The organism is Jannaschia faecimaris, assembly GCF_900107415.1.
Lineage (GTDB): Bacteria > Pseudomonadota > Alphaproteobacteria > Rhodobacterales > Rhodobacteraceae > Jannaschia > Jannaschia faecimaris.
Genome location: NZ_FNPX01000009.1, coordinates 1 through 21,483, shown reverse-complemented (window position 1 = coordinate 21,483; position 21,483 = coordinate 1). Strand labels below are relative to the sequence as shown.

The window sequence follows — 21,483 nt, the reverse complement described above, 5'->3', positions numbered from 1 at the left end:
TCATATACGTGTATACAGGAGTACGGAGGTCATGGAATGGGTCTTGTCGAACAAATTCGCGCTGCGATCCTGAACGGCGAACATGCGCCCGGAGCGGTTCTTTCCCAGACGGATCTTGCCGCCACCTATGGCGTCAGCCGAATTCCGGTCCGAGATGCGCTACAAAGCCTCGCCGCCGAAAAACTTGTCGAAGTCTTGCCCGGCAAGGGCGCGCGCGTCGTCAGGCTGACGTCCAAGGACCTTGACGAAATCTTCGACCTTCGCATCATGCTCGAATGCGATCTTTTGGAACGCGCAACGGCCCGTGCGGATACATCCGCTCATTCAGAGGCTGATTACGCGTTACGAAAGTCATCCTTGGAGGCTGGCCGTCAAGGATGGCACAATGGCGACTGGATGTTCCACCAGACGCTTTACCTTCCGGCAGAACGACCACGCCAGCTTGCCTTGGTCGAGGAACTGCGAACCAGTTGCACCCTCTATGCGAGCGGTTATGCCGCGCTCGCGTCCGGAACCGAACGCTGGCTGTCCGATCATGGGGCGATCGTGCAGGCATATGCAGATGGACGAGCCGAGGAGGCCTGCGGGGTTCTCCGCCAACACCTAATGGCCGCGCATCGGCAATTGGTCGCCTTGAGCGAAGAAAGACAGGATCAGACGAAAGGCATCTAATTGCCTGGACTGCGTAAAGCACCGATCTTGCGTGCTTCCGATACGGAAGCGTACATCAACCGTGCCCGCGGGGGGGACCTCACCTGGCCCGCGACCATCACAACGGCAGGGCAGTGCTCGATTTGATCTCCTCCATCGACAAAAGCGCGGTGACGTTGAACACCCGCACCTCAGATATCAGGGCCTGGTAAAAGACGTCATAGGCCCGTGCGTTCGCCACGCGGACCTTCAGGATGTAGTCGATTTCGCCCGCCAAACGGTGGGCCTCCTGCACCTCCGGGCGGGCGCGCAGCGCCGCAAGGAAGAGTTGCTGCCACTCCGCCTCGTGCTCGGACGTGCGGATCAGAACGAAGAAACAGGCGTCAAGACCAATGGTCTCCGGATCAACCACGACGGTGGACGGCCCCATCACGCCCGCGTCGCGCATCTTGCGGATACGATTCCACACCGGCGTCTTGGATGACCCCACTTGGCGGGCGATTTCGTCCAACGATTGCCCCGCATCCGCCTGCAAAGCCCGGAGGATGTTCCGGTCTAGATCATCCAATTGGACGGCCCTCCCCAATTTCACAGTCATTCGGAACACCTTTCTGCCTGCATCGCAATATATGCATCAACGTTCCTGTTATCGCGCCTCCCCTGTCCAATATCCAGAACATTGTTCTATATCTTCGGGAAGAAGCTGGAGCGCCCCGATGAATCATTTTCCCATCTTCCTCGCCCTCGAAGGCCGCCGTGTCCTCGTTGCCGGTGGCGGGGATGCGGCGATTGCCAAGTTGCGCCTCCTGCTCAAGACGACCGCACGCATCACCGTCGTGGCCGAGAACGCCAGCCCCGAAATTCGCCAATGGGCCGAAGCAGGCAAGCTGACACTCATCGACCGCGCGCAGGAGCCCGGCGATGCGCTCTGCTGCGTCGTGGCCTATGGCGCACACGAGGATGTTGCGCTGGATGCCCGAACGCTGCGCTTGGCGGCGGCGGACGGCGCGCTCGTGAACCTAGTCGATAATCTGGAAAAGTCGCAGTTCATCACCCCCGCCATCGTCGATCGCGACCCGGTCGTCGTCGCCATCGGGACCGAGGGTGCGGCCCCCGTTCTGGCCCGCAAGATCAAGGCCGATCTGGAAGCAAAATTGTCGGCACAGCTTGGCGTGCTGGCACGCATCGGGAAGACGTTCCGCAAAGCGGCAGATGTCCTGCCGATGGGGGCCGTGCGCCGCCGCTTCTGGGGCGAATATTACGACATGGTCGGCCCCCGCGCCGCGCAGGACGGTGAAGCGGCGATCCGCGATGCGCTCGACACCTTGCTCGACAAGCACGTAAGGGCGGAGGCACGCGAAGGCCATGTCGATCTGGTGGGGGCAGGTCCGGGTGATCCGGAGCTTCTGACGCTCAAGGCACGCAAGGCGCTCGACAAGGCGGATGTCGTGATCCACGACCGGCTCGTCACGCCCGAGATATTGGAACTGGCCCGGCGCGAGGCGCTGATCCTTGACGTCGGCAAGGAAGGCTTCGGCCCCTCGACCGCGCAATCGGACATCGACGCGCTGATCGTCGAGCACGCCCGCAAAGGGGCGCATGTGGTGCGGCTCAAGGCCGGCGATCCAACCGTATTTGGGCGTCTGGACGAGGAAATCGAGGCGCTGGATGCCGCTGGGGTCAGCTGGTCCATCGTGCCCGGCATCACCGCCGCCAGCGCCGCCGTCGCGACCATAGGGCAAAGCCTGACCAAACGCAGCCGCAACGCATCGGTCCGGTTCCTGACCGGTCACGACATGAAGGGGTTTGCCGATCAGGATTGGGCCGCGCTGGCCCAGCCGGGCGAAGTTGCCGCGATCTACATGGGCAAGCGCGCCGCGCGCTGGATGCAGGGGCGGCTGATGATGCACGGGGCCGCCGCCGCGACCGACATCACCATCGTGGAGAACGCCAGCCGGGCCGATCAGCGCATTCATGCCGCCACGCTCGCCACCCTGCCCGACCGTATGACGCAGGTGGACGGCCCCGCGGTCATCCTGTTCGGCCTTGCCCCGCGCGCTGCAAGCATCGCCCTGTCCGAACGGGAGATCGCGCTGTGAGCCATCATCTGCCCATCGCGGTCGACAACATCGACGCGTCCGCCCAAGAGGCGTATCCTAATGGCACCGCGCCGACCATGTTCTGCGCCGGAGACACCGTCCGTCATGACGTTCAGATGACGACGATCCAGGCCTTCGGCGGTGATTTGGCGATGACGCAGCCGTTCGTTCGGTCCCTATCCAACCGCGCACCGCGCGAAGGCTTTTTCGGGACCACGACCTTCAAAGCGATCCGCGCACTGCATTTTTCGAATGCGTTGAACGCGGTCGACACAACTGCCGCCCATACCCCGGAGGATATCTGATGCCCCGCCCCTTCACGCCCAAGATCGTCACCGCCAACCTACTTCGCGACGGTGATGTCGTCTACCTGACCGAAGATGACCGCTGGTCGACCGACCTCACCGAGGCCGAAGTCATGACAAATGAGGCCCATGCCCAGATGCGGCTGGTCGAGTCCGACAAGCCCGCGGTCGTCGTCGGCACCTACCTTGCCGATGTAACGGTCTCCGACGCGGGCCCTGTCCCGACGCACTTCCGCGAGGAATTCCGCGCGACCGGCCCCACCAATTACACCCACGGCAAGGCCCACGGCCAACGCCCCGGCCCTGACGCAAAGGTCTGACAGATGTATCAATACAACGATTTTGACCGCGATTTTCTGGGCGAACGGAACGCCCAGTTCCGCGCGCAGGTAGAGCGCAGGCTCGATGGTTCCCTGACCGAGGACGAGTTCAAGCCCCTGCGCCTGATGAACGGCGTCTACCTGCAACTGCACGCCTACATGCTGCGCGTGGCGATTCCCTATGGCACGCTGTCGTCGGGCCAGATGGACGTGCTGGCTGACTTGGCCGAGCAGTGGGACAAGGGCTATGGCCATTTCACGACGCGTCAGAATATCCAGTACAACTGGCCCCGCCTGACCGACATTCCCGACATGCTGGATCGTCTGGCAGAAGTCGGACTGCATGCCATCCAGACATCCGGCAACACGATCCGCAACGTGACCGCGGACCATTTCGCCGGGGCCGCCGCCGACGAGGTTGCCGACCCGCGCCCGGTCGCCGAGCTTCTGCGTCAATGGTCCACCGACCACCCGGAGTTCCAGTTCCTGCCACGCAAGTTCAAGATCGCCGTCACCGGATCGCCCAATGATCGCGCCGTCACACGGGCCCACGATATCGGGTTGGTAATGAAGGAACAGGACGGCCAACAAGGGTTCGAGGTCATAATCGGCGGCGGTCTGGGCCGTACTCCGATGATCGGCAAGACCGTGCGGGAGTTCCTGCCGGTGGAGGACCTGCTGCCCTACTGCGAGGCGATCGTCAGCGTCTACAACCGTCTTGGCCGCCGCGACAACAAGTACAAGGCGCGCATCAAGATCACCGTGCACGAGAACGGGCTGGAGGAGATGCAATCCCGGATCGAAGCGCGCTTCGCCGAGCTGAAGCCGCTGTTTTCAGGCGTGGATCAGGAGATGCTGGCCGCGATCACGGCGCAATTCGCCCTGCCGGATTTCGTCGCCAACACACCTGCACCGATCCTCGACCCGGTGCTGCAAAGCTTCGTCGACACCAACGTCACGGCGCATAAACGCGACGACCATGCGATCGTGACGATCTCGATCAAGAAGCATGGCGACACGCCGGGCGACGCCACCGCCGACCAGATGCGCCTTATGGCCGATCTGGCGCGAACGCATGCATATGGTGAGTTGCGCATCTCGCATGAACAGAACGTCATCCTGCCTCACGCCCGCCGCGACCGCCTGCCCGAGCTGTTTACCGCGCTGAAGGCGGCTGGTTTGGGCACGGCGAATGTCGGACTGGCCTCGGACATCATCGCCTGCCCCGGCATGGATTACTGCGCGCTGGCCACCGCCCGCAGCATTCCCGTCGCGCAGCAGATCGCGACCCGCATCGACGCGTTGAAGATCGAGCACGAAGTCGGTCACCTGAAGATCAAGATTTCGGGCTGTATCAACGCCTGCGGTCATCACCACGTCGGTCACATCGGCATCCTGGGCCTGGATCGCGCGGGCGTCGAAAACTATCAGATCACGCTGGGCGGAGATCACACGCAAACGACCACCATCGGAGAGCGCGCCGGACCCGGCTTTGCCTACGATCAGGTCGTGCCCGCCATCGAGCGCCTGATCCTTGCCTACCTCGATATCCGCCAATCGGCGGACGAGACCTTCATCGAAGCCTTCCGCCGCCTGGGGCCCGCGCCGTTCAAGGCCGCCCTTTACCCCGAGGAGAAAAGAAATGCCGCTTGATCTTACTGCCCTGCTGACGGCGCGCGCCGCGAAGCTGAATGCCGATCTGGCCGACGCCGACGCGTTGAGCTTGCTGGACACCGCACTGCGCAACGCCAATGTCGGTGACCTGGCAATGGTCTCGTCCTTCGGGGCGGAGTCGGTGGTGCTTTTGCATCTGCTGTCGCGGGTGGGACCCGACACGCCGATCCTGTTCCTGGAGACAGGCATGCTGTTCCCCGAGACGCTGGCCTACCAGCAAGAGGTCGCCGGGCAACTGGGCCTTACCGACGTGCGTGTGATCCGGCCCGATACGGCCGACCTGTTTCTGCATGACCCCGAGGGCGATCTGCACCAGCGCGACGCCGATACCTGCTGCGCGCTACGCAAGTCCAAGCCGCTGGAATTGGCTTTGCAGGAGTTCGACGGGTCGATCACCGGACGCAAGCGCCATCAGACGGGCGATCGTGCAACGATGGAGCTGTTCGAGGTGGACGCCGGCAGGCTGCGCATCAACCCGCTGGCCGGTTGGACAGCGCAGGACATCGCCGCCTACATGGACGCGCACGACTTGCCGCGGCACCCGCTGGTGGCGCAGGGCTTTGCCTCGGTTGGCTGCGCGCCCTGCACCACCAAAGTGGCCCCCGGCGAGGATCCGCGCGCCGGACGCTGGCGTGGCCGGGTCAAGACCGAGTGCGGCATCCATTTCTCCGGCGGGCGCATCTGGCCCGGACAAGGCAAAGGGGTCTGAAATGCCCATCGTGACCGACCGGGGCTTTGCCCCTGACGACCTGAACGCGGCCTTCGTCCCCTCGGACGATCTGGCCGCGAACGGCCCGCTGGCGATCGACCTGCCCCCCGATGCGGATCTCGCTCCGGTGCTGGCCCGGCTGGATCAGGTGACGACCATTCGCGTTGCCTTCCCCAGCTTTGCCGACGGGCGCGGGTTCACCATTGCCCGTGCCCTGCGCCGGGCAGGCTTTGCCGGGCGTCTGCGCGCCGAAGGCCACCTCATTGCCGATCAATACGCGATGGCCCGCAGGGCCGGGTTCGACGAGGTGGAGATCTCGGACAACCTTGCTGCCCGTCAGCCCGAGGAACAGTGGCTGGCGCGTGCCAATTGGCAGGCCCACGACTATCAGAACCGACTGGGCCGGGCCCGCGACGGCGCGACCGCCTAGAACTTCCCCCCATGATTTCCTAAAGGTGCGGACAGACTCCGCAATCGAAGACATGAATCAGATGAACGCTCCCGCCACTGCGACCCCGGTTTTACCCGATGCCCAGACCGTGACATCGGTGACGCATTGGACCGACCGGCTGTTTTCCTTCCGTGTGACGCGTCCCGCGTCGCTGCGGTTCCGGTCGGGCGAATTCGTGATGATCGGGCTGATGGGCGACCCGGATCCGAAGACTGGCAGGGTCAAGCCGCTGCTGCGCGCCTATTCGATCGCCTCACCCAGCTGGGACGAGGAATTAGAGTTTTATTCCATCAAGGTGCAGGACGGCCCGCTGACCTCTCGGTTGCAGCACATCCAGCCCGGCGATCAGATCATTCTGCGGCCCAAGCCGGTAGGCACACTGGTCCACGATGCGCTGCTGCCGGGCAATCGCCTGTGGTTCTTTGCCACGGGCACCGGCTTTGCGCCTTTCGCCTCGCTCCTGCGCGATCCGCAGACGTTCGAGGATTACGACGAGATCATCATGACTCACACCTGCCGCGACGTGGCCGAGCTGGAGTACGGCCGCCAGTTGATCGAGAGCATTCGCACCGACGAAATGCTGGGAGAGCTTCTGGGCGAGGAGAATCTGGCCAAGTTGAAGTACTACCCCACCACCACGCGCGAGACTTCGCCCAAGATGGGCCGGATCACGGACCTGCTGAAATCGGGGGAAGCGCAGCGCGATCTGGGCGTCGACCGCATCAGCCCCGAGACCGACCGCGCGATGGTCTGTGGCTCCATGGGCCTGAATACGGACCTGAAGGAAATCCTTGAAGGGTTCGGGCTGGAGGAAGGCGCGAACAGCGACCCCAAGCACTACGTTGTCGAAAAAGCCTTCGTCGGCTGATCTGTCTTCTTTGCTTCAGAAATACTCCAGGGGCCCGGGGGCGGTGCCCCCGGCGCAGTCAGAGCAGGCTGTCACACCCAGTCGATGCCCTCTCCACTGTCGAGCATCTCAGCGATGAGGCCCACCGACTTCAGCCCGTCCGCGACTTCGGCGTCCAGCGCATGCTCGGCCTCTGCCACCTTGGCGACGGCTGCGATGACCGCGTCCAGGATCGCGAAGGGCACGACGACGACACCGTCCGCATCGGCGACGATCATGTCACCATTCTCGACCCGCTGACCGCCAACATAAGCAGGCAGGCCAAGGGTGCCCGGCCCCCGCGCGACTGGCGATCCTGGGGTCAGGCCCGTGCACCACGCGGGCAATCCGACGGCCTGCAATCCGGCAAGATCGCGCAACGGCCCGTCGGTGACGAACCCCGCAGCTCCCGCGTTCTTCAGCATCCCCATCACCCGGTCGCCCGCCGCAGCGCAGCCCTGGTGCCCTTCGGCTGCGGCAACCACGATATCGCCGGCTTGCGCGAAATGGATGGACGCCAGCGTGGCCAACAGGTCACCGGGACGGTTGCCCGCGACCAGCGCCGGACCGCAGGCCTGCGCGGACAATCCGGGACAGGGCGTTATCGCCGCGCTCATTGCACCGGCCCCCATCATCGCATCCAGAACGAAGCCCGTCGGCTGGCCCTGAAAAGCGGCGATCTGGGCATCGGTCGGGCGGCGCAGGTCGCGGGCGATGCGCAGGGTCTTCGGTTCTTCGATCATGTGGTGGTCCTCCCGCCGGACACGATGCGCGGGGTCGGCAGTGCTGTGCAATAAGAAAGGGCCGCGCGATCCCTCGCACGGCCCAACATTTCCGTCTCGGTCAGGCGGGATGGGTTACTCCGCGCCCATCCGTGCCTTGACCTGCGCGATGACGCCTTCGACCAGCGCGGGTTCATTCTGCGCAGCCTCGATGCTTGCCTTCAGCGAGGTCTTGGCAAGCGCGTTCATGTCCGACTGCTCGACGTAGGCGATCAGCGCATCCGCGTCGAACCCTTCGGGCGTCAGAAGCGTGTCCAGGCTGGCCTCGGTGCCCTCCACGGAAACCTCGGCGGTGCCTTCTTCGGCAGCGGGCGCTTCAGTGGCGACTTCTTCTGTCACGCCTTCTACGGCGTCTGCAGTCCCTTCCACGACACTTTCGACGGCCCCTTCCACCGCATCGCCAACTGCGGTGGCACCTTCGGTCAGCGCGGTCGCAGCTCCGTCGACCGCCTCGGAGGCAGTCTCCGCGGCGTCATCGACGGCACTTTCGGCTTCGGTCGCCAGACGGGCGGCCTCTTCCTCAGCGGCGGCAGCAGCGGCTTCGGCCTCCTCCGCCAACCGAGCAGCCTCGGCTTCGGCGGCCAAGCGGGCGGCTTCCTCCTCAGCGGCAGCGGCCTCCGCCTCCTCCGCCAGACGCGCGGCTTCGGCTTCTGCCTCAGCAGCCAGGCGGGCAGCTTCCTCCTCGGCGGCAGCGGCGGCCGCAGCGGTTTCTGCCTCGATACGGGCCGCTTCTTCGCGCGCGTCGCCCATGCGATCGATTGCGATCCATCCCAAAGCGGCGACGACGACAACGGCCATAGCGACGATAATATTGCGTGACATGCTAAGCTCCTCAACATGATTCCATTGCCAGTTGAGTGCCGCAAACGCGCCTAAAGGACAATGCCGAGGCGGAATCCATGCCCAAAACCGCTTCTGCCCGCCGTTACAGCCTTGAAGACAGTGCGTTTGGGCGCTAAATTGCTTTCCGACATTAACGTCCCTGAAAGGACCACCACCATCGCCCGCAGACCTCATAACGCGCCCCCGCAGCGCGACACTGGCCCCCGCGTTAACGACCGTATCCGCGCCGTCGAAATCCGTCTGATTGGGGCGGAAGGCGAGAATGTCGGCGTCGTCAGCCCCGCCCGAGCCCGTCAGATGGCGGAAGACGCCGGTCTCGACCTTGTCGAAATCAGCCCGAACGCCGTGCCGCCGGTCTGCAAGATCATGGATTTCGGCAAGTTCAAGTACGAGACCCAGAAGAAAGAGGCCGAGGCCCGCAAGCGCCAGAAGACGATCGAGATCAAAGAGGTCAAGTTTCGCCCGAACACTGACACCAACGATTACGACGTCAAGATGCGCAACGTGTTCCGTTTTCTGGAAGATGGCGACAAGGTGAAGATCACCCTGCGCTTCCGTGGCCGCGAGATGGCCCACCAGAACCTGGGCCGCGAACTTCTGGAACGTGTGTCCGAGGATACCAAGGAAGTCGGCAAGGTGGAGAACTTCCCCAAGATGGAAGGTCGCCAGATGGTCATGATGATCGGTCCGATCCAGCGTTAGCCGTTGTCGAACACCGCGAACCATCAAGGGCGCCTTCGGGTGCCCTTTTTCGTAGCGATTTGACACAGATCATCATTTTTTCCTGCACCGCGGCGTAGGGTATCTGTGCCAACAGACGGAGGGCCACAGATGTTCAAGACGATTCTTCTTGCCTACGACGGCTCCGAGCACGCGGATCACGCGCTTGCGGCTGCCGCAGCCCTCACCAAGGCATTCGATTCCGACCTGCATATCATCAGCATTCCGGAACCTAATATGCCGCCTGTCGTTCTGGCCCCCTACGGCGCGATCATCGATGTGCCGCCCAGCGACGAACAGGTCGCCGCAGCCGGTGCAAAAGTGACCGAACAGGCGCGCGAAAAACTTGCGGCCGCCGGAGTCACCCTGTCCGACAGCCATGTTCGCCGGGGCGACCCCGTGTCCAATATCCTGCAAGTTGTCGATGCGACCGACGCGGACCTGATCGTTATGGGCCGGCGGGGCCTGGGCGCGCTCAAATCCCTGGCTCTCGGCTCGGTCAGCCAATCAGTCACTCAACAGGTCAAGATCCCCTGCATGACCATCATCTGAGACCACCCGGATCGACCAAGTTTGCCATACGGGGCTGACCTTGGCGCATCAACGTAAAAGGCCGCCCGAGGGCGGCCCTTTCAGGATCGGCGCGGCATCAGGCCGCGTTCTTGACCGCCCGTGCCGTCATGACCTTGACCAGATGCGCGCGGTAGGCCCCGTCGCCGTGCAGATCGGAAATCATGCCCGCCGCATCCGGAGCGGACAGGCCCGCTATGGCATCGGCGGAAAAGTTGTCCGACAGCGCGGCCTCGGCTTCCGACCATCGGAACACACCGTCCGAGGAGGCCCCCGTCACCGCGACACGCACCCCGTCCGAAAACTTGGCCACGAACACCGCCACCAGCGGGAAGCGCGATGCGGGTTGCAGGAACTTCTCGTAGGCGGCCTTCTCGGGGACGGGGAACTTCACCTCGGTGATGATCTCGCCATCCTCCAAGGCTGTCTCGAACATGCCCTGGAAGTAATCGTCCGCGTCGATTTCACGGCTGGGAGTCACGATCGTCGCATTCGACGCCAATGCCGCGGCCGGGTAGCAGGCCGACGGGTCGTTGTTGGCAAGACTGCCACCAATGGTACCTCGGTTACGGACCGCCGGATCACCAATCCGTCCGGCCAGCGAGGCGAGCGCGGGATACCCCGCAACCCCCTTGGCGACAGCGGCATGAGTGGTGCCCCCGCCGATGCAGACGCGCCCATCGTCGTCGGTGCAGATACCCTTAATCTCATCCACGCCGGACAGCGCCACGAATTTCTCGGACATCGCCAGCCGCGCCTTCATGGTGGGCAGCAGCGTCTGCCCCCCGCCAATGGCCTGCGCGTCGTCGTCCTTCAGGGCGGCTACTGCATCCTGCAGCGTCGTCGGTTTGACCAATTCAAAATTATACATCGGTTTTCCTTATCCCTGCATCGCGGCCCACACCTTGGACGGTGTAAGCGGCATGTTGATATGACCCACGTCGTGCCCTGCGCTGGCCAGCGCGTCCAGTACGCCGTTGACGATCGCGGGCGGCGAGCCGATGGCCCCCGCCTCGCCGCAGCCCTTCACGCCCAGTGGGTTGTGGGTGCAGGGCGTCTGGCACGAATGATCGACCTGGAACATCGGTAAATCAGCGGCGCGCGGCATGGAATAGTCCATGTAGCTGGCCGACAGAAGCTGCCCGTCCGCGTCATAGACGCAGTTCTCGAACAGGGCCTGGCCAATACCCTGCGCCAGACCGCCGTGAACCTGACCTTCGACGATCATCGGGTTGACCACGTTGCCGAAGTCATCGGCCGCAGCGAAGGACAAGACCTCCACCCGGCCCGTTTCGGGGTCGACCTCCACCTCGCAGGCATAAGCACCTGCGGGGTAGGTGAAGTTGTTCGGGTCGTAGAAGGCCGTCTCCTCCAAGCCCGGCTCGATATCTTCGAGCGGGTAGTTGTGGGGCACGTAGGCCGCCAGGGTCACATCCCCCCAGGCCAGCGACTTGTCGGTGCCGGCGACGGTGAACTTGCCGTCCTTCAACTCGACATCCTCGTCCGAGGCTTCCATGATATGGGCCGCGATCTTCTTCGCCTTGGCGATGATCTTTTCGGTCGCACGAACCATGGCCGACCCACCCACGGCGAGCGAGCGGGAACCATACGTGCCCATGCCCATCGGTGAATTGGCGGTGTCGCCGTGCACGATCTCGATCTGGTCCTCATTGATGCCGATCATGTCCGCGATGACCTGCGGGAAGGCCGTCTCATGGCCCTGCCCGTGGGAATGGCTGCCAGTCATCACAACCAGACCACCCGTTGCGTTGACCCGAACGGTGGCGGATTCGTACAGCCCCGCGCGCGCGCCAAGCTGGCCGACCAGGTTCGACGGCGCGATGCCACAGGCCTCGATATAGCAGTTGATGCCAAGACCGCGCAGCTTGCCGCGCGCCTCGCTTTCCTTGCGCCGCGCAGCGAACCCGTCGCGGTCGATAATCTCCATCAGCTTGTCCATCGTGGCATCATAGTCGCCGGTGTCATATTCCACGGCAACGGGTGTCTGATACGGGAAGTCGCGGATGAAGTTCTGACGACGCAGCTCCACCGGGTCGACGCCAAGTTCGCGCGCGGCCTTGTCCACAACCCGCTCCAACTGGAATGTTGCTTCGGGGCGTCCGGCCCCGCGATAGGCATCAACCGGTACGGTGTTCGTGAACACCGCCTTCACATTCACATAGACCAGCGGCGTGCGGTAATTGCCCGCCATCAGCGTGCCGTGCAGCCAAGTCGGCACCGAAGGCGCGAAGGTGGACAGATAGGCCCCCATGTTCGCGTAGGTTTCCGTCCGGATGGCAGTGAAATTATTGTCCGCGTCCAGCGCCAGTTCGATCTTGGTCACGTGGTCGCGCCCATGGGCGTCGGACATGAAGGCCTCCGACCGGGTAGAGGTCCATTTGACCGGGCGTTCCAGTTCCTTGGCGGCAAAAGTGCAGAAGGCTTCCTCGGCGTAGTGGAAGATCTTGGTCCCGAATCCGCCGCCCACGTCGGGGGCCACGACGCGCAGCTTATGCTCGGGGATGCCCAACACGAAGGCTCCCATCAGCAGGCGGATGACGTGCGGGTTCTGCGACGTGGTATACAACGTCGAATGGCCATCGTGCGCGGTATAGTCGCCCACGGCCACGCGCGGCTCCATCGGGTTGGCGATCAGCCGGTTGTTGACCAACTCCAGCGTGGTCACGTGGGCGGCGGACTTGATCGCCTCGTCCACGGCCTGCTTGTTCTCCTCCACGAAGCCCCAGTCATAGCAAAGGTTCGAGGTCAGATCGTCGTGCACCTTGGGCGCATCGGCCTTCAGCGCATCCTTCATGTCGATGACGGCGGGCAGCGATGTGATGTCCACCTCAATCGCCTCGCAGGCGTCGCGCGCGATGCTGGCGCTTTCGGCGACGACGGCGGCGATCGGGTCGCCCACGTGGCGCACCTTGCCGTCCGCCAGGATGGGGTGCTTGGGCTCCTGCATCACGGACCCGTCGATTGACGTGATCTGCCATCCGCAGGGAATACCGCCAACGGCCTCGAAATCCTTAGCGGTGAAAACGCGCAGAACGCCCTCCATCGCCTCGGCAGCAGAGGTATCTATTCCGTTGATCGTCCCGTGTGCCACGTCCGATCGCAGAAAGACGACATGCGCCTGATCAGCCACGTTGATGTCGTCGGTATACCGGCCCTTGCCGGTCAGAAAGCGTACGTCCTCGCGCCGTTTGGGGCTTGCCCCTATTCCGGTATCCTTCGGCATCTGTATTTCCTCCCTTTGCGCGGGGGGCCATGGCCTCGCCCCGCTGATTTAAGGTGAGGGCGCGGCTCCTCCCTCCGCGCCCTCGAGGGGTCATGGGTCGTCCACCCCGCCCCTGTCTCGTATTGCGCGGGCCTACTCCGCGGCGACCGGCGCAACCTCCTGCCCCGAGGCGGCCATCACCGCCTTGACGATATTGTGATAGCCTGTGCAGCGGCAAATATTGCCTTCCAGGTAGTGGCGCACCTCGGCCTCGGTCGGCTTGGGATTGTCTTTCAGAAGCGCCGCAGTCGACATAACCATGCCCGGCGTACAGAATCCGCATTGCAAACCGTGGTAGTCCTGAAACGCCTGCTGGATCTTGCCCAGGCTGCCGTCGGCGTTGGCCATGCCCTCGACCGTGGTCACCTCGGCTCCGTCGATTTCCTGCGCCAGAACGGAACAGGCCTTCACCGCCTCGCCGTTTACGTGCACCACGCAGGCCCCGCATTGCGACGTGTCGCAACCGACGTGCGTCCCCGTCAGGCGCAGCCCTTCGCGCAGCCATTCCACCAGCAATGTCCGGCCCTCGGCCTCGGCTGTCCGCGGCTTGCCGTTCACCGTCATCGTGACCTTTGTCATTGGTCGCCCTCCATAATTCGGACTCCACTCAAGCACAGCAAGCCGCGTCTGGAAACAACCGATTTATGCCGCGTTGCAGCGAAACGGTCCCTGCAGCGGCCTAGCGCCGTTCGCGGGGTTGGGGACGGGTCGGAATCTCCTTGAGCAGGCCACCCACGCCCATCGCCGCGATGTCGGCCTCCGATACGGGCACGCCGCAAACGATCCTCTCCAACACCCAATCCGCGCCGTTCAACGCCGGAGACCGCGCACACCCCGGCAGGCCGATCACCGTCGCCCCGGCCATTTCACCCAGGAACAACAGGTTACCCGGGTCGACCGGCATCCCGAACCGCGTCAGCGTTCCGCCCGCACCGGCCAGCGCCGACGGCCCCACGTCCGCCACGTCCGAGGTCGCCGACGCCGTCAGGATCAACCGGAGCGGCGCGGTCGCGCGCGTCAGCGCTTCGGACAGGGCATCGACGTCATGCGCGACATTCGACACCTTCGTCTCGACACCCAGCCGGGCCAAACGGTCAATCACCGGGCCAACCTTGACCGGTCCTCCAGATCCAAGATGCGTCACGATCAGATCGGCATCGCGCAGCGCCGGCGGATGCAGCCGCATTGCCCCCCGGCCCGCGGCGCAGGCCCGGTCCAGCGCAGCACTGTCCACAGCATAGGCGATGATCTTGACCGTCGCCGCCATGGTGCCCCCGGCGACCCGCTGCCACTGCGGCAGGGTGGCCACCGTGATCATCGGATCGACTGCGTTTACCGCATCGATTGCCGCCACGTTCAGCCCCACCACGCCCGGTCCCGCGGCGTGCAGGTTCGCGCGACCGGTAAACGCCTCCCGAACATCCAGCCCGTCCCCGGCCAACGCCGCGGCGAGTCGCGCGGCGGCTATGTTCTCCGGCACATCAGCGGGGTCCAGACGGGCGACGATGACCTCTGTCACACCTTGCGCCCGCATCGCGGCGACGGCATCGCCGGTTACGACGCTGCCCTTTCGAAACGTCGCCGCCCCAAGTGTCAGCGTATGGGCAAGCACCGCCCCCTGGGCGATCTCGACAGGAACGGATCCGAACTTCATGACCGGCGCAGTGCCTGTGTCATCGCCGCCAGAACCGACACCGCGATTTCGCCTGGCGTCTTCGATCCGATATCCAACCCGATCGGCGCGTCGATGCGGGCGATTGTTGCCTGGGAAAGACCCGCCTCGGCCATCCGTGCGACCCGCTTGGCATGCGTACGCGAGGAACCGAGCGCTCCGACATAGAACGCCGCACTATTCAGCGCGACCGTCAGCGCAGGGTCGTCCAGTTTTGGATCATGCGTCAAAAGAACGACCGCCGTCCGCGCATCGGGCCGGAAGGCCGCCATCGCCGCGTCCGGCCAGTCATGCACGAGCTTGGTATCAGGGAAACGGTCAGGCGCGGCAAAGGCTTCGCGCGGGTCGATCACCGTCACGTCATAGCCGGCGATCCGGGCCATCGGGACCAACGCCTGCGCAATATGCACGCCGCCGACCACCGCAAGGCGCAGCGGCGGCGCGTGAAGCGTCACGAATGTCTCACCGTCAGGCTCGAACCCGCTGCGATCCTCGCGCAGCCGGTCGGTCAGCGCCGCTTCGTCCAAGAGGTGCACAGCCCCTGATCGAACATTCACCGCCTGCCCCACTGCTTCTGACCGCGCGCGCCGCGCGACGAGGTCATCCAATAAATCGATACCCAGACCGCCACCAACCGGTTGCAGCAACACCTTGATCCTTCCACCGCAAGCCAGCCCGACGGCAAAAGCCTCGTCATCGGACACGCCATATTCCAAGACACGGTGCGTCAGGTCACCCATCGCGTCCAGCGCCTCGGCCACGACTGCCCCCTCGACGCACCCGCCCGAAACCGAGCCGACCAATTCCGCATCCTCAGAAATTGCCAGCTGCGATCCGCGCGGACGCGGGGCCGATCCCCACGTCTCGATCACGGTGGCAAGGGCCGCGCCCTTGCCAGCCTTGGCCCAAGCAAGCGCAGCCGCCGGTGCATCGTCGATCCGGTCCATTGTCTTCCTCTTGCCTGAAATATCCCGGGGGTCTGGGGGCTGGCCCCCAGCCTGACCACCATACGCAGAAAGGCCCGCCCCGGAAAGGGACGGGCCAGCCTCCTCGACATGACTGCGGATCAGTTGGCCGCAGCCGTTTGAAGCAGGTCGGTGATCTGACGGACCGTCGCGCGACGGTTTGCCTGTTCATCGCCCTGTGTCTGAACCTTCAGGAAGGACTCGCCATAGCCCTGCACGACCATGTTTTCGACCGGGACGCCGAAATACTCGTTCAGCGCCAGCGCAAGGCTTTCCGCCCGGCGGTCCGACAAGGCCAGGTTATAGGCCGCATCGCCGACTGCGTCGGTATGGCCCTCGACCAGAAAGATCTCCCGCGGGTTGGCCCTGATCGCTGCAAGCACCTCGTTGGCCAGACCGCGCAGATTGCCCGCCTGTTCGGGCACAATCGCGGCCGAACCCGACGCGAAAGTCACCGTGCTCACCTCGAACGCCGGGGCCAACGCCCGCACTTCGGCGATGTTGCGCACTTGCGCCAGACTGAACCGACGGTCCAGTTGCTCCTGCTGGCGCAAGGCGGCGGCCAGCGGATCGTCCGTTGCCGTCGCGCGCGAGGAGACAACCGGCTCGGGCAATGTCGACACGTCCACAGGTTCCACGACCACGGTGTCATCGATCAGGGTGTAGCGTTCGCCGCCTTCGGTGATCAACTCACGGCGCAGCACGCGCAACGAAGCGTCGCGAATGGTCACGACACGGCTGCCGTCTTCTCGCAGGACGGTCGTACGGGTGGAGCCGTCGTCGAACCGCTCGGTCCGCACGTTCGACCCGGCTTGGCGCAGCAGGACGTCATCGTCCTTAAGCACGCGCAGGCTGCCGTCGTCCTGTTGCACCACGACCCGGTCACCCGAGTTGGAGACGACGCGTGCACGATTGTTCTGGTTCACCAGAATCGCGCCCACAGCCAATGCACCCAAGGCACCCAGCAGGATCTTATCGTTGCGGTCAAAGCGATCTTCCTGCTCGGTCACGACGGCGCGGGTCGCGAAATCCTGGTCCGAAGTCCGTATGTCTCCCTGTTCGACAACCTCTTCCTCGACCACGGTATCGGCAGAGGTTTCGTCCCCATCCACGACTGCGGCGGAGGCGGCCGCCGTGGCGCTATCGCCACCTAACAATGCACCTAACGCAGTCTGCGCCTGATTGACGGCGGTCTGCTGGTCCTCTGTCAGTTCGGGTTCGGGGCGGGCGGCCACTTCGGCTGCGATCGCGCTTTCCGTGGGCGTCTCGACCAGCGGCGTCTCTTCGGTCGTCGGTGCGACAGCATCCGCTTCCGCCTGAGCGGCAGCATCCGCAGCGGCCTGGGCCTCCGCCTGACGGGCAGCCTCCTCTTCAGCGGCGGCCTCCGCCTCAGCCTGGGCAGCAGCCTCCGCTTCCGCCTGAGCGGCAGCGTCCGCAGCGGCCTGGGCCTCCGCCTGACGGGCAGCCTCCTCTTCAGCGGCAGCCTCCGCCTCAGCCTGGGCAACAGCATCCGCTTCCGCCTGAGCGGCAGCGTCCGCAGCGGCCTGGGCCTCCGCCTGACGGGCAGCCTCCTCTTCAGCGGCAGCCTCCGCCTCAGCCTGGGCAGCAGCATCCGCCTCCGCCTGAGCGGCAGCGTCCGCAGCGGCCTGGGCCTCCGCCTGACGGGCAGCCTCCTCTTCAGCGGCAGCCTCCGCCTCAGCCTGGGCAGCAGCATCCGCCTCCGCCTGAGCAACAGCATCCGCTTCCGCCTGAGCGGCAGCGTCCGCAGCGGCCTGGGCCTCCGCTTGGCGGGCAGCCTCCTCTTCAGCGGCGGCATCCGCTTCAGCTTGGACAGCAGCATCCGATTCCGCCTGGGCCGCAGCATCCGCAGCGGCCTGAGCCTCCGCCTCAACGGCGGCCTCCGCTTCAGCAGCAGCATCCGATGTGCGTTCGTCGATACAATTTTTAGTCGCGTCCGCGTCGGTGCCGAATTCGGCGGTGCAGGCTGCCACGATGTCATCGGCGGTCTGGGCCGCTGCGGGCACGGCAAATCCGGGGACGAGCATCGAGACGCTGGCGGCGAGCGCGGCGGCGCGATTGAGCGCAGTGGAACGGATACGGGGCATGAAAGCCTCCTTGAGTGTAGATTCGTCTTAAAGACAAAACACCCTTAACCTGTTGCAGTTCCAAAGCACCGGAGCGTTATCGGATATCAGGCGGCTTATCGCCGAGCCTCACCACGCGTGACTGGAAGCAATTGTTCCGCGCGGACCGCACATCGACGTAGGCCAGCAAGGGATCAGACAGGCGGATCTGCACTTCCCGTGCCAGATCACCGGCTTTCACGACCTGCCCCGTGCCGTACCGGATTCGATGGTCAGCGGTGTAGCCCTTGATGAGATAATCGGGCGAAGTCGTCATGATCGGCGGCACGCCATCATCCTGCCAGGGGACGCACTCTGCCTTGCACAGGAAGATCGGCCCGGTCTCGGCATAAGGCTGAAGCGTCGGGAAGGGACGCGCCGCGCAGATCAGGAATTCCTCTCCTTCGGGCACGTCGTGCAGGCAGGATCGGCATGGAGTGCCCCCACCGGTGCTTACGGCAGTTTCGGCGGGCAGGCCGTTGGCATCAGGGCCACCGGCCCGAATCCGGGCCACGAAGGCGGCATCGAGCGGGGTAAATTTCATGGTAGAGTCCTTTCGCTTGGCCCCCGTCATGACCTGCCGTCACGCGACCCCGCGACCCGTATCCTGCGCTATCGGCGCAGGCGCGCCAGTTCGCCCGCATCATCGGGGCGCGACAGGCTCTCGGCCAGGCCTTCCAGCGCGGCAATGGAATGACCGGCGCGCAGGCTGTCCACATGGCCGATCAGCGCGCGAATGCCCGCTGCCTTGGGCGCGAACCCGTCGAATCGCAGCAGTGGATTCAGCCAGATCACCTTTCGGGCCGTGAGGTGCAGCCGCCGCGCTTCGAATTCCAATCGCGCGGCATCGCCACGGTCCAGCCCGTCGGTCACTAGAAGCACCACCGCACCCTGCCCCAGAACGCGGCGCGACCAGTCCCGGTTGAAAGCGTGCAGGGCATCGCCGATGCGCGTGCCCCCCTCCCAATCCTGCGCCTCGGCCCCGGCGGCGGCCAGGGCGGCGTCCACGTCCTTGGTACGTAAATGCCGGGTGATGTTGGTCAGGCGCGTGCCAAAGGTAAACGCATGCACCTCCGCCCAGCCCTGTCCCTGCCGGTTCGCGACTGCGTGCAGAAAATGCAGCAGCGCGCGGGAATAGGACGACATCGACCCCGAAATATCACACAGCGCCACCAGGTTTGGCCAGCGCGTCCGGGGCTTTGCGTATTTAAGAGCCGCGATATCTCCTCGTCGCAGGGCCGCCCGCAAGGTCGCGCGCCGATCGATCCGGCCCATGTGAGCGGATCCGGTCCTACGACTGGCCAGTGGCTTCACCGGAAGCACCAGCCGCGCCAGCATCCGCTTGGCCTCCGCCATCTCGGCGGTCGACATCTGTTCGAAATCGAGGCTGCGCAGTTTTTCGCGGGCGCTGGCCGTGGCTGCGGCATCGAGGGTCAGCTCCTCCGCCGCCTCGTTCTCCTCCGTCGCGACCTCCGGCTGATCCAGCAGCGCCTCCGCCGCACGTTTCTCCGCAGGCTTCGGTCCCCGATCCTCCTGCACGCCGCGAACGGTGGGCGTCAGCAACGCCATCATGTGCTCCAGATACCGCGGATCGCGCCAATAGAGGCGGAAAAGCTGCGCAAAGGTCGCGCGCTGCTCGGGGCGCTGTACGAAGACGGCCTGCAACGTGTGGAAAAAATCGGCCTTGTCGGTGAATCCCGCGGCGGCCACCGCGCGTGTCGCCAGCAACAGTCGGTCGGGACCGGCAGGCACACCAGCGCGGCGCAAGGCCTGTGCGAAATGGGCGATGTTCGCGGCGAGCTGCGGGTTGTCGGGAAGGTCGAGGGCGGGGAGTTCAGGCATTTCGCGCTACACAAACCGCTATTGCGAGGCCGACAGGAACCGCAAAATGCCAGATATAGAAGTAAACGAAAGCGAACTTCGAAAACCTGTCTATCTTTGAGTTGATTGAACCGATCTCAGAAACGAGACGATCAATTTGATCGGGATCGGTCTTCTCATTTTTGGTTAGCCATTCATTCAAGCGATCAAGATCAAATGCAGCCCCATCCAAGCGCTTAGTTGGTCTCGAATCCAACCTGCCGACGCCAATTTCATTTCCGTTCACGTTCCATCCATCAAAGGAGAGCTTGTCACCGTACCACTGGATCGAATGACCAATAGCTGCACCGATGATCAAAACGGTGAGCAGGGTCTCAAGTTTCCCCGAAACGACCCGGACTCCAAATACAGACGCCTCCGTGACCTCAATCCAACCGACCTTGTGAATTGCAAGCGTGAAGGAAAGCAGCAGCAAAGTGCGCCCGGTCGCTCTGGTCGCTCGGGAGACCGCCTCATCACCCTTGAATTTCACGCCACTTCCGCCCGCACCTCGTCCAGGATGCGCTTAGCCTCCGACCCCTGCAACTTCTGGATGTCGTCCTGGTACTTGAGCAACGCGCCCAGCGTGTCTGAAATGACCTCAGGCGACAGCTCCATCATATCCAGTGCCAGCAGGCACTTGGCCCAATCGATGGTCTCGGCGACGCCGGGTTTCTTGAACAAGTCTTCGGTACGCAATTTCTGGACGAAGGCGACGACCTCCCGGCTCAGCGCCTCGGCCGCTTCCGGCGCACGGGCGGCAAGGATCTCCATCTCGCGCTCGTGCGTGGGGTAATCGACCCAGTGATAAAGGCATCGCCTTTTCAGCGCGTCATGCACTTCCCGCGTACGGTTCGACGTCAGGATGACGATGGGTGGCTCCGGCGCGGTAACGGTTCCGGTTTCGGGGATGGTCACCTGATAATCCGACAATGCTTCCAGCAGGAACGCCTCGAACGGGGCGTCGGTGCGGTCGATCTCATCGATCAACAACACTGGTGCACCGCCGGGTTGCGGTCGCATCGCCTCCAGCAAGGGGCGCGCGATCAGGAAGTCGTCAGAGAACAGGTCCGGCGGGGCCTCCCCCGTGGCCTCCGCGCGGCGGATAGCGACCATCTGTGCTGCGAAATTCCACTCGTATACGGCGCTGGCCGCATCCAGACCTTCGTAGCATTGCAGACGGATGAGACGCCGGCCCATCGCGGCGGCAATGGCCTTGGCGATCTCGGTCTTGCCAGTACCCGCCTCTCCTTCAAGAAAAAGGGGCCGCTTCAAGGTCAGCGCCAGATAGGTCACCGTCGCCAGCGCCCGGCCGCAGACGTAATTCTGTTCGGCCAACGCGGCCTGGACGTCATCTATTGAATTCATGTCGGTAAAGGGCACGGCCCACACCGCGCGGTCAAGTCGCGTTGCGATGGAAGGGTCAGCGGCATAGGACAGGATCAACGTTTTGGAGGTTCTCATGAAAGACACTGACGCCACGGGCCACGGGCCTGACCTTGCGCGATTTGACTGGGCGGATGCGTTCCGTCTGGAGGATCAGCTTTCGGAGGAGGAGCGGATGCTGCGG

At 64.1% G+C, this 21,483-nt stretch carries 23 protein-coding genes; 10 read left to right on the top strand and 13 right to left on the bottom strand.

Going from position 1 to position 21,483, the window contains the following annotated elements; translation table 11 throughout:
- Positions 1-36: 36 nt before the first annotated feature.
- Positions 37-672, top strand: a complete 636-nt coding sequence (locus tag BLV27_RS10965) for a GntR family transcriptional regulator (protein ID WP_092645872.1) — start codon at positions 37-39, stop codon at positions 670-672.
- Between the two features lie 97 nt (positions 673-769).
- Here BLV27_RS10965 and BLV27_RS10960 read toward each other — a convergent pair whose 3' ends face one another.
- Positions 770-1,249 (bottom strand): Lrp/AsnC family transcriptional regulator, encoded by a 480-nt coding sequence (locus tag BLV27_RS10960; RefSeq protein ID WP_092645870.1) that lies wholly within the window; start codon positions 1,247-1,249, stop codon positions 770-772.
- Positions 1,250-1,367: 118 nt separating this feature from the next.
- Here BLV27_RS10960 and cysG point away from each other — a divergent pair, with 118 nt between their 5' ends.
- The 7 genes from cysG to BLV27_RS10925 are packed head-to-tail and all read left to right on the top strand — an operon-like array spanning position 1,368 to position 7,077.
- Entirely contained in the window at positions 1,368-2,750 is a 1,383-nt protein-coding gene (gene cysG / locus BLV27_RS10955; RefSeq protein WP_092645868.1) for a siroheme synthase CysG, read from the top strand.
- Complete coding sequence (locus BLV27_RS10950) at positions 2,747-3,055, top strand: hypothetical protein (protein WP_092645866.1); 309 nt, start codon at positions 2,747-2,749, stop codon at positions 3,053-3,055. The genes cysG and BLV27_RS10950 overlap by 4 nt, the downstream gene beginning before the upstream one ends.
- On the top strand, positions 3,055-3,375 hold the full coding sequence (locus tag BLV27_RS10945) for a DUF2849 domain-containing protein (RefSeq protein ID WP_092645864.1): 321 nt from the start codon (positions 3,055-3,057) through the stop codon (positions 3,373-3,375). Before BLV27_RS10950 ends, BLV27_RS10945 begins: the two co-directional genes overlap by 1 nt.
- 3 nt (positions 3,376-3,378) lie before the next feature.
- A complete protein-coding gene (locus BLV27_RS10940; protein ID WP_092645862.1) occupies positions 3,379-5,028 on the top strand; it encodes a nitrite/sulfite reductase in 1,650 nt (549 codons plus the stop codon).
- On the top strand, positions 5,018-5,758 hold the full coding sequence (locus BLV27_RS10935; RefSeq protein WP_092645860.1) for a phosphoadenylyl-sulfate reductase: 741 nt from the start codon (positions 5,018-5,020) through the stop codon (positions 5,756-5,758). The genes BLV27_RS10940 and BLV27_RS10935 overlap by 11 nt, the downstream gene beginning before the upstream one ends.
- Position 5,759: 1 nt before the next feature.
- Positions 5,760-6,188 (top strand): DUF934 domain-containing protein, encoded by a 429-nt coding sequence (locus tag BLV27_RS10930; protein WP_092645858.1) that lies wholly within the window; start codon positions 5,760-5,762, stop codon positions 6,186-6,188.
- Positions 6,189-6,240: 52 nt separating this feature from the next.
- The gene (locus BLV27_RS10925) at positions 6,241-7,077 is read left to right on the top strand and encodes a ferredoxin--NADP reductase (RefSeq protein ID WP_092646051.1); all 837 of its coding nucleotides are present in this window, start codon (positions 6,241-6,243) and stop codon (positions 7,075-7,077) included.
- Positions 7,078-7,148: 71 nt separating this feature from the next.
- Here the strand turns inward: BLV27_RS10925 and BLV27_RS10920 are convergent, their stop codons facing one another.
- Complete coding sequence (locus BLV27_RS10920; protein WP_092645856.1) at positions 7,149-7,838, bottom strand: RraA family protein; 690 nt, start codon at positions 7,836-7,838, stop codon at positions 7,149-7,151.
- A gap of 114 nt (positions 7,839-7,952) precedes the next feature.
- Positions 7,953-8,699, bottom strand: coding sequence for a hypothetical protein (locus tag BLV27_RS10915; protein ID WP_092645854.1), 747 nt, complete (start codon positions 8,697-8,699; stop codon positions 7,953-7,955).
- A 138-nt stretch (positions 8,700-8,837) separates the two neighbouring features.
- On the opposite strand from BLV27_RS10915, the gene infC reads away from it, so the two are divergent.
- Both infC and BLV27_RS10905 read left to right on the top strand, forming a co-directional pair.
- Entirely contained in the window at positions 8,838-9,422 is a 585-nt protein-coding gene (gene infC, locus BLV27_RS10910) for a translation initiation factor IF-3 (protein ID WP_342024645.1), read from the top strand.
- 129 nt (positions 9,423-9,551) lie between these two features.
- Positions 9,552-9,992 (top strand): universal stress protein, encoded by a 441-nt coding sequence (locus tag BLV27_RS10905; RefSeq protein ID WP_092645850.1) that lies wholly within the window; start codon positions 9,552-9,554, stop codon positions 9,990-9,992.
- A 97-nt stretch (positions 9,993-10,089) separates the two neighbouring features.
- Here the strand turns inward: BLV27_RS10905 and BLV27_RS10900 are convergent, their stop codons facing one another.
- The 10 genes from BLV27_RS10900 to BLV27_RS10855 all read right to left on the bottom strand — a co-directional run bounded on the left by BLV27_RS10900 (position 10,090) and on the right by BLV27_RS10855 (position 21,281).
- The gene (locus tag BLV27_RS10900) at positions 10,090-10,881 is read right to left on the bottom strand and encodes an FAD binding domain-containing protein (RefSeq protein WP_092645848.1); all 792 of its coding nucleotides are present in this window, start codon (positions 10,879-10,881) and stop codon (positions 10,090-10,092) included.
- A 9-nt stretch (positions 10,882-10,890) separates the two neighbouring features.
- Complete coding sequence (locus BLV27_RS10895; protein WP_092645846.1) at positions 10,891-13,254, bottom strand: xanthine dehydrogenase family protein molybdopterin-binding subunit; 2,364 nt, start codon at positions 13,252-13,254, stop codon at positions 10,891-10,893.
- 132 nt (positions 13,255-13,386) lie between these two features.
- The gene (locus BLV27_RS10890; protein WP_092645844.1) at positions 13,387-13,872 is read right to left on the bottom strand and encodes a (2Fe-2S)-binding protein; all 486 of its coding nucleotides are present in this window, start codon (positions 13,870-13,872) and stop codon (positions 13,387-13,389) included.
- 100 nt (positions 13,873-13,972) lie between these two features.
- The gene (locus tag BLV27_RS10885; RefSeq protein WP_092645842.1) at positions 13,973-14,947 is read right to left on the bottom strand and encodes a molybdopterin-binding protein; all 975 of its coding nucleotides are present in this window, start codon (positions 14,945-14,947) and stop codon (positions 13,973-13,975) included.
- Positions 14,944-15,912, bottom strand: a complete 969-nt coding sequence (locus BLV27_RS10880) for an XdhC family protein (RefSeq protein WP_092645841.1) — start codon at positions 15,910-15,912, stop codon at positions 14,944-14,946. The genes BLV27_RS10885 and BLV27_RS10880 overlap by 4 nt, the downstream gene beginning before the upstream one ends.
- A gap of 119 nt (positions 15,913-16,031) precedes the next feature.
- On the bottom strand, positions 16,032-18,035 hold the full coding sequence (locus tag BLV27_RS10875) for an OmpA family protein (protein WP_092645839.1): 2,004 nt from the start codon (positions 18,033-18,035) through the stop codon (positions 16,032-16,034).
- A 76-nt stretch (positions 18,036-18,111) separates the two neighbouring features.
- Positions 18,112-18,597, bottom strand: coding sequence for a DUF1203 domain-containing protein (locus tag BLV27_RS10870; RefSeq protein ID WP_092645837.1), 486 nt, complete (start codon positions 18,595-18,597; stop codon positions 18,112-18,114).
- 68 nt (positions 18,598-18,665) lie between these two features.
- The gene (locus BLV27_RS10865) at positions 18,666-19,895 is read right to left on the bottom strand and encodes a vWA domain-containing protein (RefSeq protein WP_092645835.1); all 1,230 of its coding nucleotides are present in this window, start codon (positions 19,893-19,895) and stop codon (positions 18,666-18,668) included.
- The gene (locus tag BLV27_RS10860) at positions 19,888-20,406 is read right to left on the bottom strand and encodes a hypothetical protein (RefSeq protein WP_092645833.1); all 519 of its coding nucleotides are present in this window, start codon (positions 20,404-20,406) and stop codon (positions 19,888-19,890) included. The genes BLV27_RS10865 and BLV27_RS10860 overlap by 8 nt, the downstream gene beginning before the upstream one ends.
- A complete protein-coding gene (locus BLV27_RS10855; protein ID WP_092646049.1) occupies positions 20,403-21,281 on the bottom strand; it encodes an AAA family ATPase in 879 nt (292 codons plus the stop codon). Before BLV27_RS10855 ends, BLV27_RS10860 begins: the two co-directional genes overlap by 4 nt.
- Positions 21,282-21,483 lie beyond the last annotated feature (202 nt).

Excerpts from the sequence above, each read along its gene's own strand:
- BLV27_RS10965 (WP_092645872.1), top strand. The coding sequence starts at position 37 with ATGGGTCTTGTCGAACAAATTCGCGCTGCGATCCTGAACGGCGAACAT.
- BLV27_RS10960 (WP_092645870.1), bottom strand. The coding sequence starts at position 1,249 with ATGACTGTGAAATTGGGGAGGGCCGTCCAATTGGATGATCTAGACCGG.
- cysG (WP_092645868.1), top strand. The coding sequence starts at position 1,368 with ATGAATCATTTTCCCATCTTCCTCGCCCTCGAAGGCCGCCGTGTCCTC.
- BLV27_RS10945 (WP_092645864.1), top strand. The coding sequence starts at position 3,055 with ATGCCCCGCCCCTTCACGCCCAAGATCGTCACCGCCAACCTACTTCGC.
- BLV27_RS10940 (WP_092645862.1), top strand. The coding sequence starts at position 3,379 with ATGTATCAATACAACGATTTTGACCGCGATTTTCTGGGCGAACGGAAC.
- BLV27_RS10935 (WP_092645860.1), top strand. The coding sequence starts at position 5,018 with ATGCCGCTTGATCTTACTGCCCTGCTGACGGCGCGCGCCGCGAAGCTG.
- BLV27_RS10930 (WP_092645858.1), top strand. The coding sequence starts at position 5,760 with ATGCCCATCGTGACCGACCGGGGCTTTGCCCCTGACGACCTGAACGCG.
- BLV27_RS10925 (WP_092646051.1), top strand. The coding sequence starts at position 6,241 with ATGAATCAGATGAACGCTCCCGCCACTGCGACCCCGGTTTTACCCGAT.
- BLV27_RS10920 (WP_092645856.1), bottom strand. The coding sequence starts at position 7,838 with ATGATCGAAGAACCGAAGACCCTGCGCATCGCCCGCGACCTGCGCCGC.
- BLV27_RS10915 (WP_092645854.1), bottom strand. The coding sequence starts at position 8,699 with ATGTCACGCAATATTATCGTCGCTATGGCCGTTGTCGTCGTCGCCGCT.
- BLV27_RS10905 (WP_092645850.1), top strand. The coding sequence starts at position 9,552 with ATGTTCAAGACGATTCTTCTTGCCTACGACGGCTCCGAGCACGCGGAT.
- BLV27_RS10900 (WP_092645848.1), bottom strand. The coding sequence starts at position 10,881 with ATGTATAATTTTGAATTGGTCAAACCGACGACGCTGCAGGATGCAGTA.
- BLV27_RS10895 (WP_092645846.1), bottom strand. The coding sequence starts at position 13,254 with ATGCCGAAGGATACCGGAATAGGGGCAAGCCCCAAACGGCGCGAGGAC.
- BLV27_RS10890 (WP_092645844.1), bottom strand. The coding sequence starts at position 13,872 with ATGACAAAGGTCACGATGACGGTGAACGGCAAGCCGCGGACAGCCGAG.
- BLV27_RS10885 (WP_092645842.1), bottom strand. The coding sequence starts at position 14,947 with ATGAAGTTCGGATCCGTTCCTGTCGAGATCGCCCAGGGGGCGGTGCTT.
- BLV27_RS10880 (WP_092645841.1), bottom strand. The coding sequence starts at position 15,912 with ATGGACCGGATCGACGATGCACCGGCGGCTGCGCTTGCTTGGGCCAAG.
- BLV27_RS10875 (WP_092645839.1), bottom strand. The coding sequence starts at position 18,035 with ATGCCCCGTATCCGTTCCACTGCGCTCAATCGCGCCGCCGCGCTCGCC.
- BLV27_RS10870 (WP_092645837.1), bottom strand. The coding sequence starts at position 18,597 with ATGAAATTTACCCCGCTCGATGCCGCCTTCGTGGCCCGGATTCGGGCC.
- BLV27_RS10865 (WP_092645835.1), bottom strand. The coding sequence starts at position 19,895 with ATGCCTGAACTCCCCGCCCTCGACCTTCCCGACAACCCGCAGCTCGCC.
- BLV27_RS10855 (WP_092646049.1), bottom strand. The coding sequence starts at position 21,281 with ATGAATTCAATAGATGACGTCCAGGCCGCGTTGGCCGAACAGAATTAC.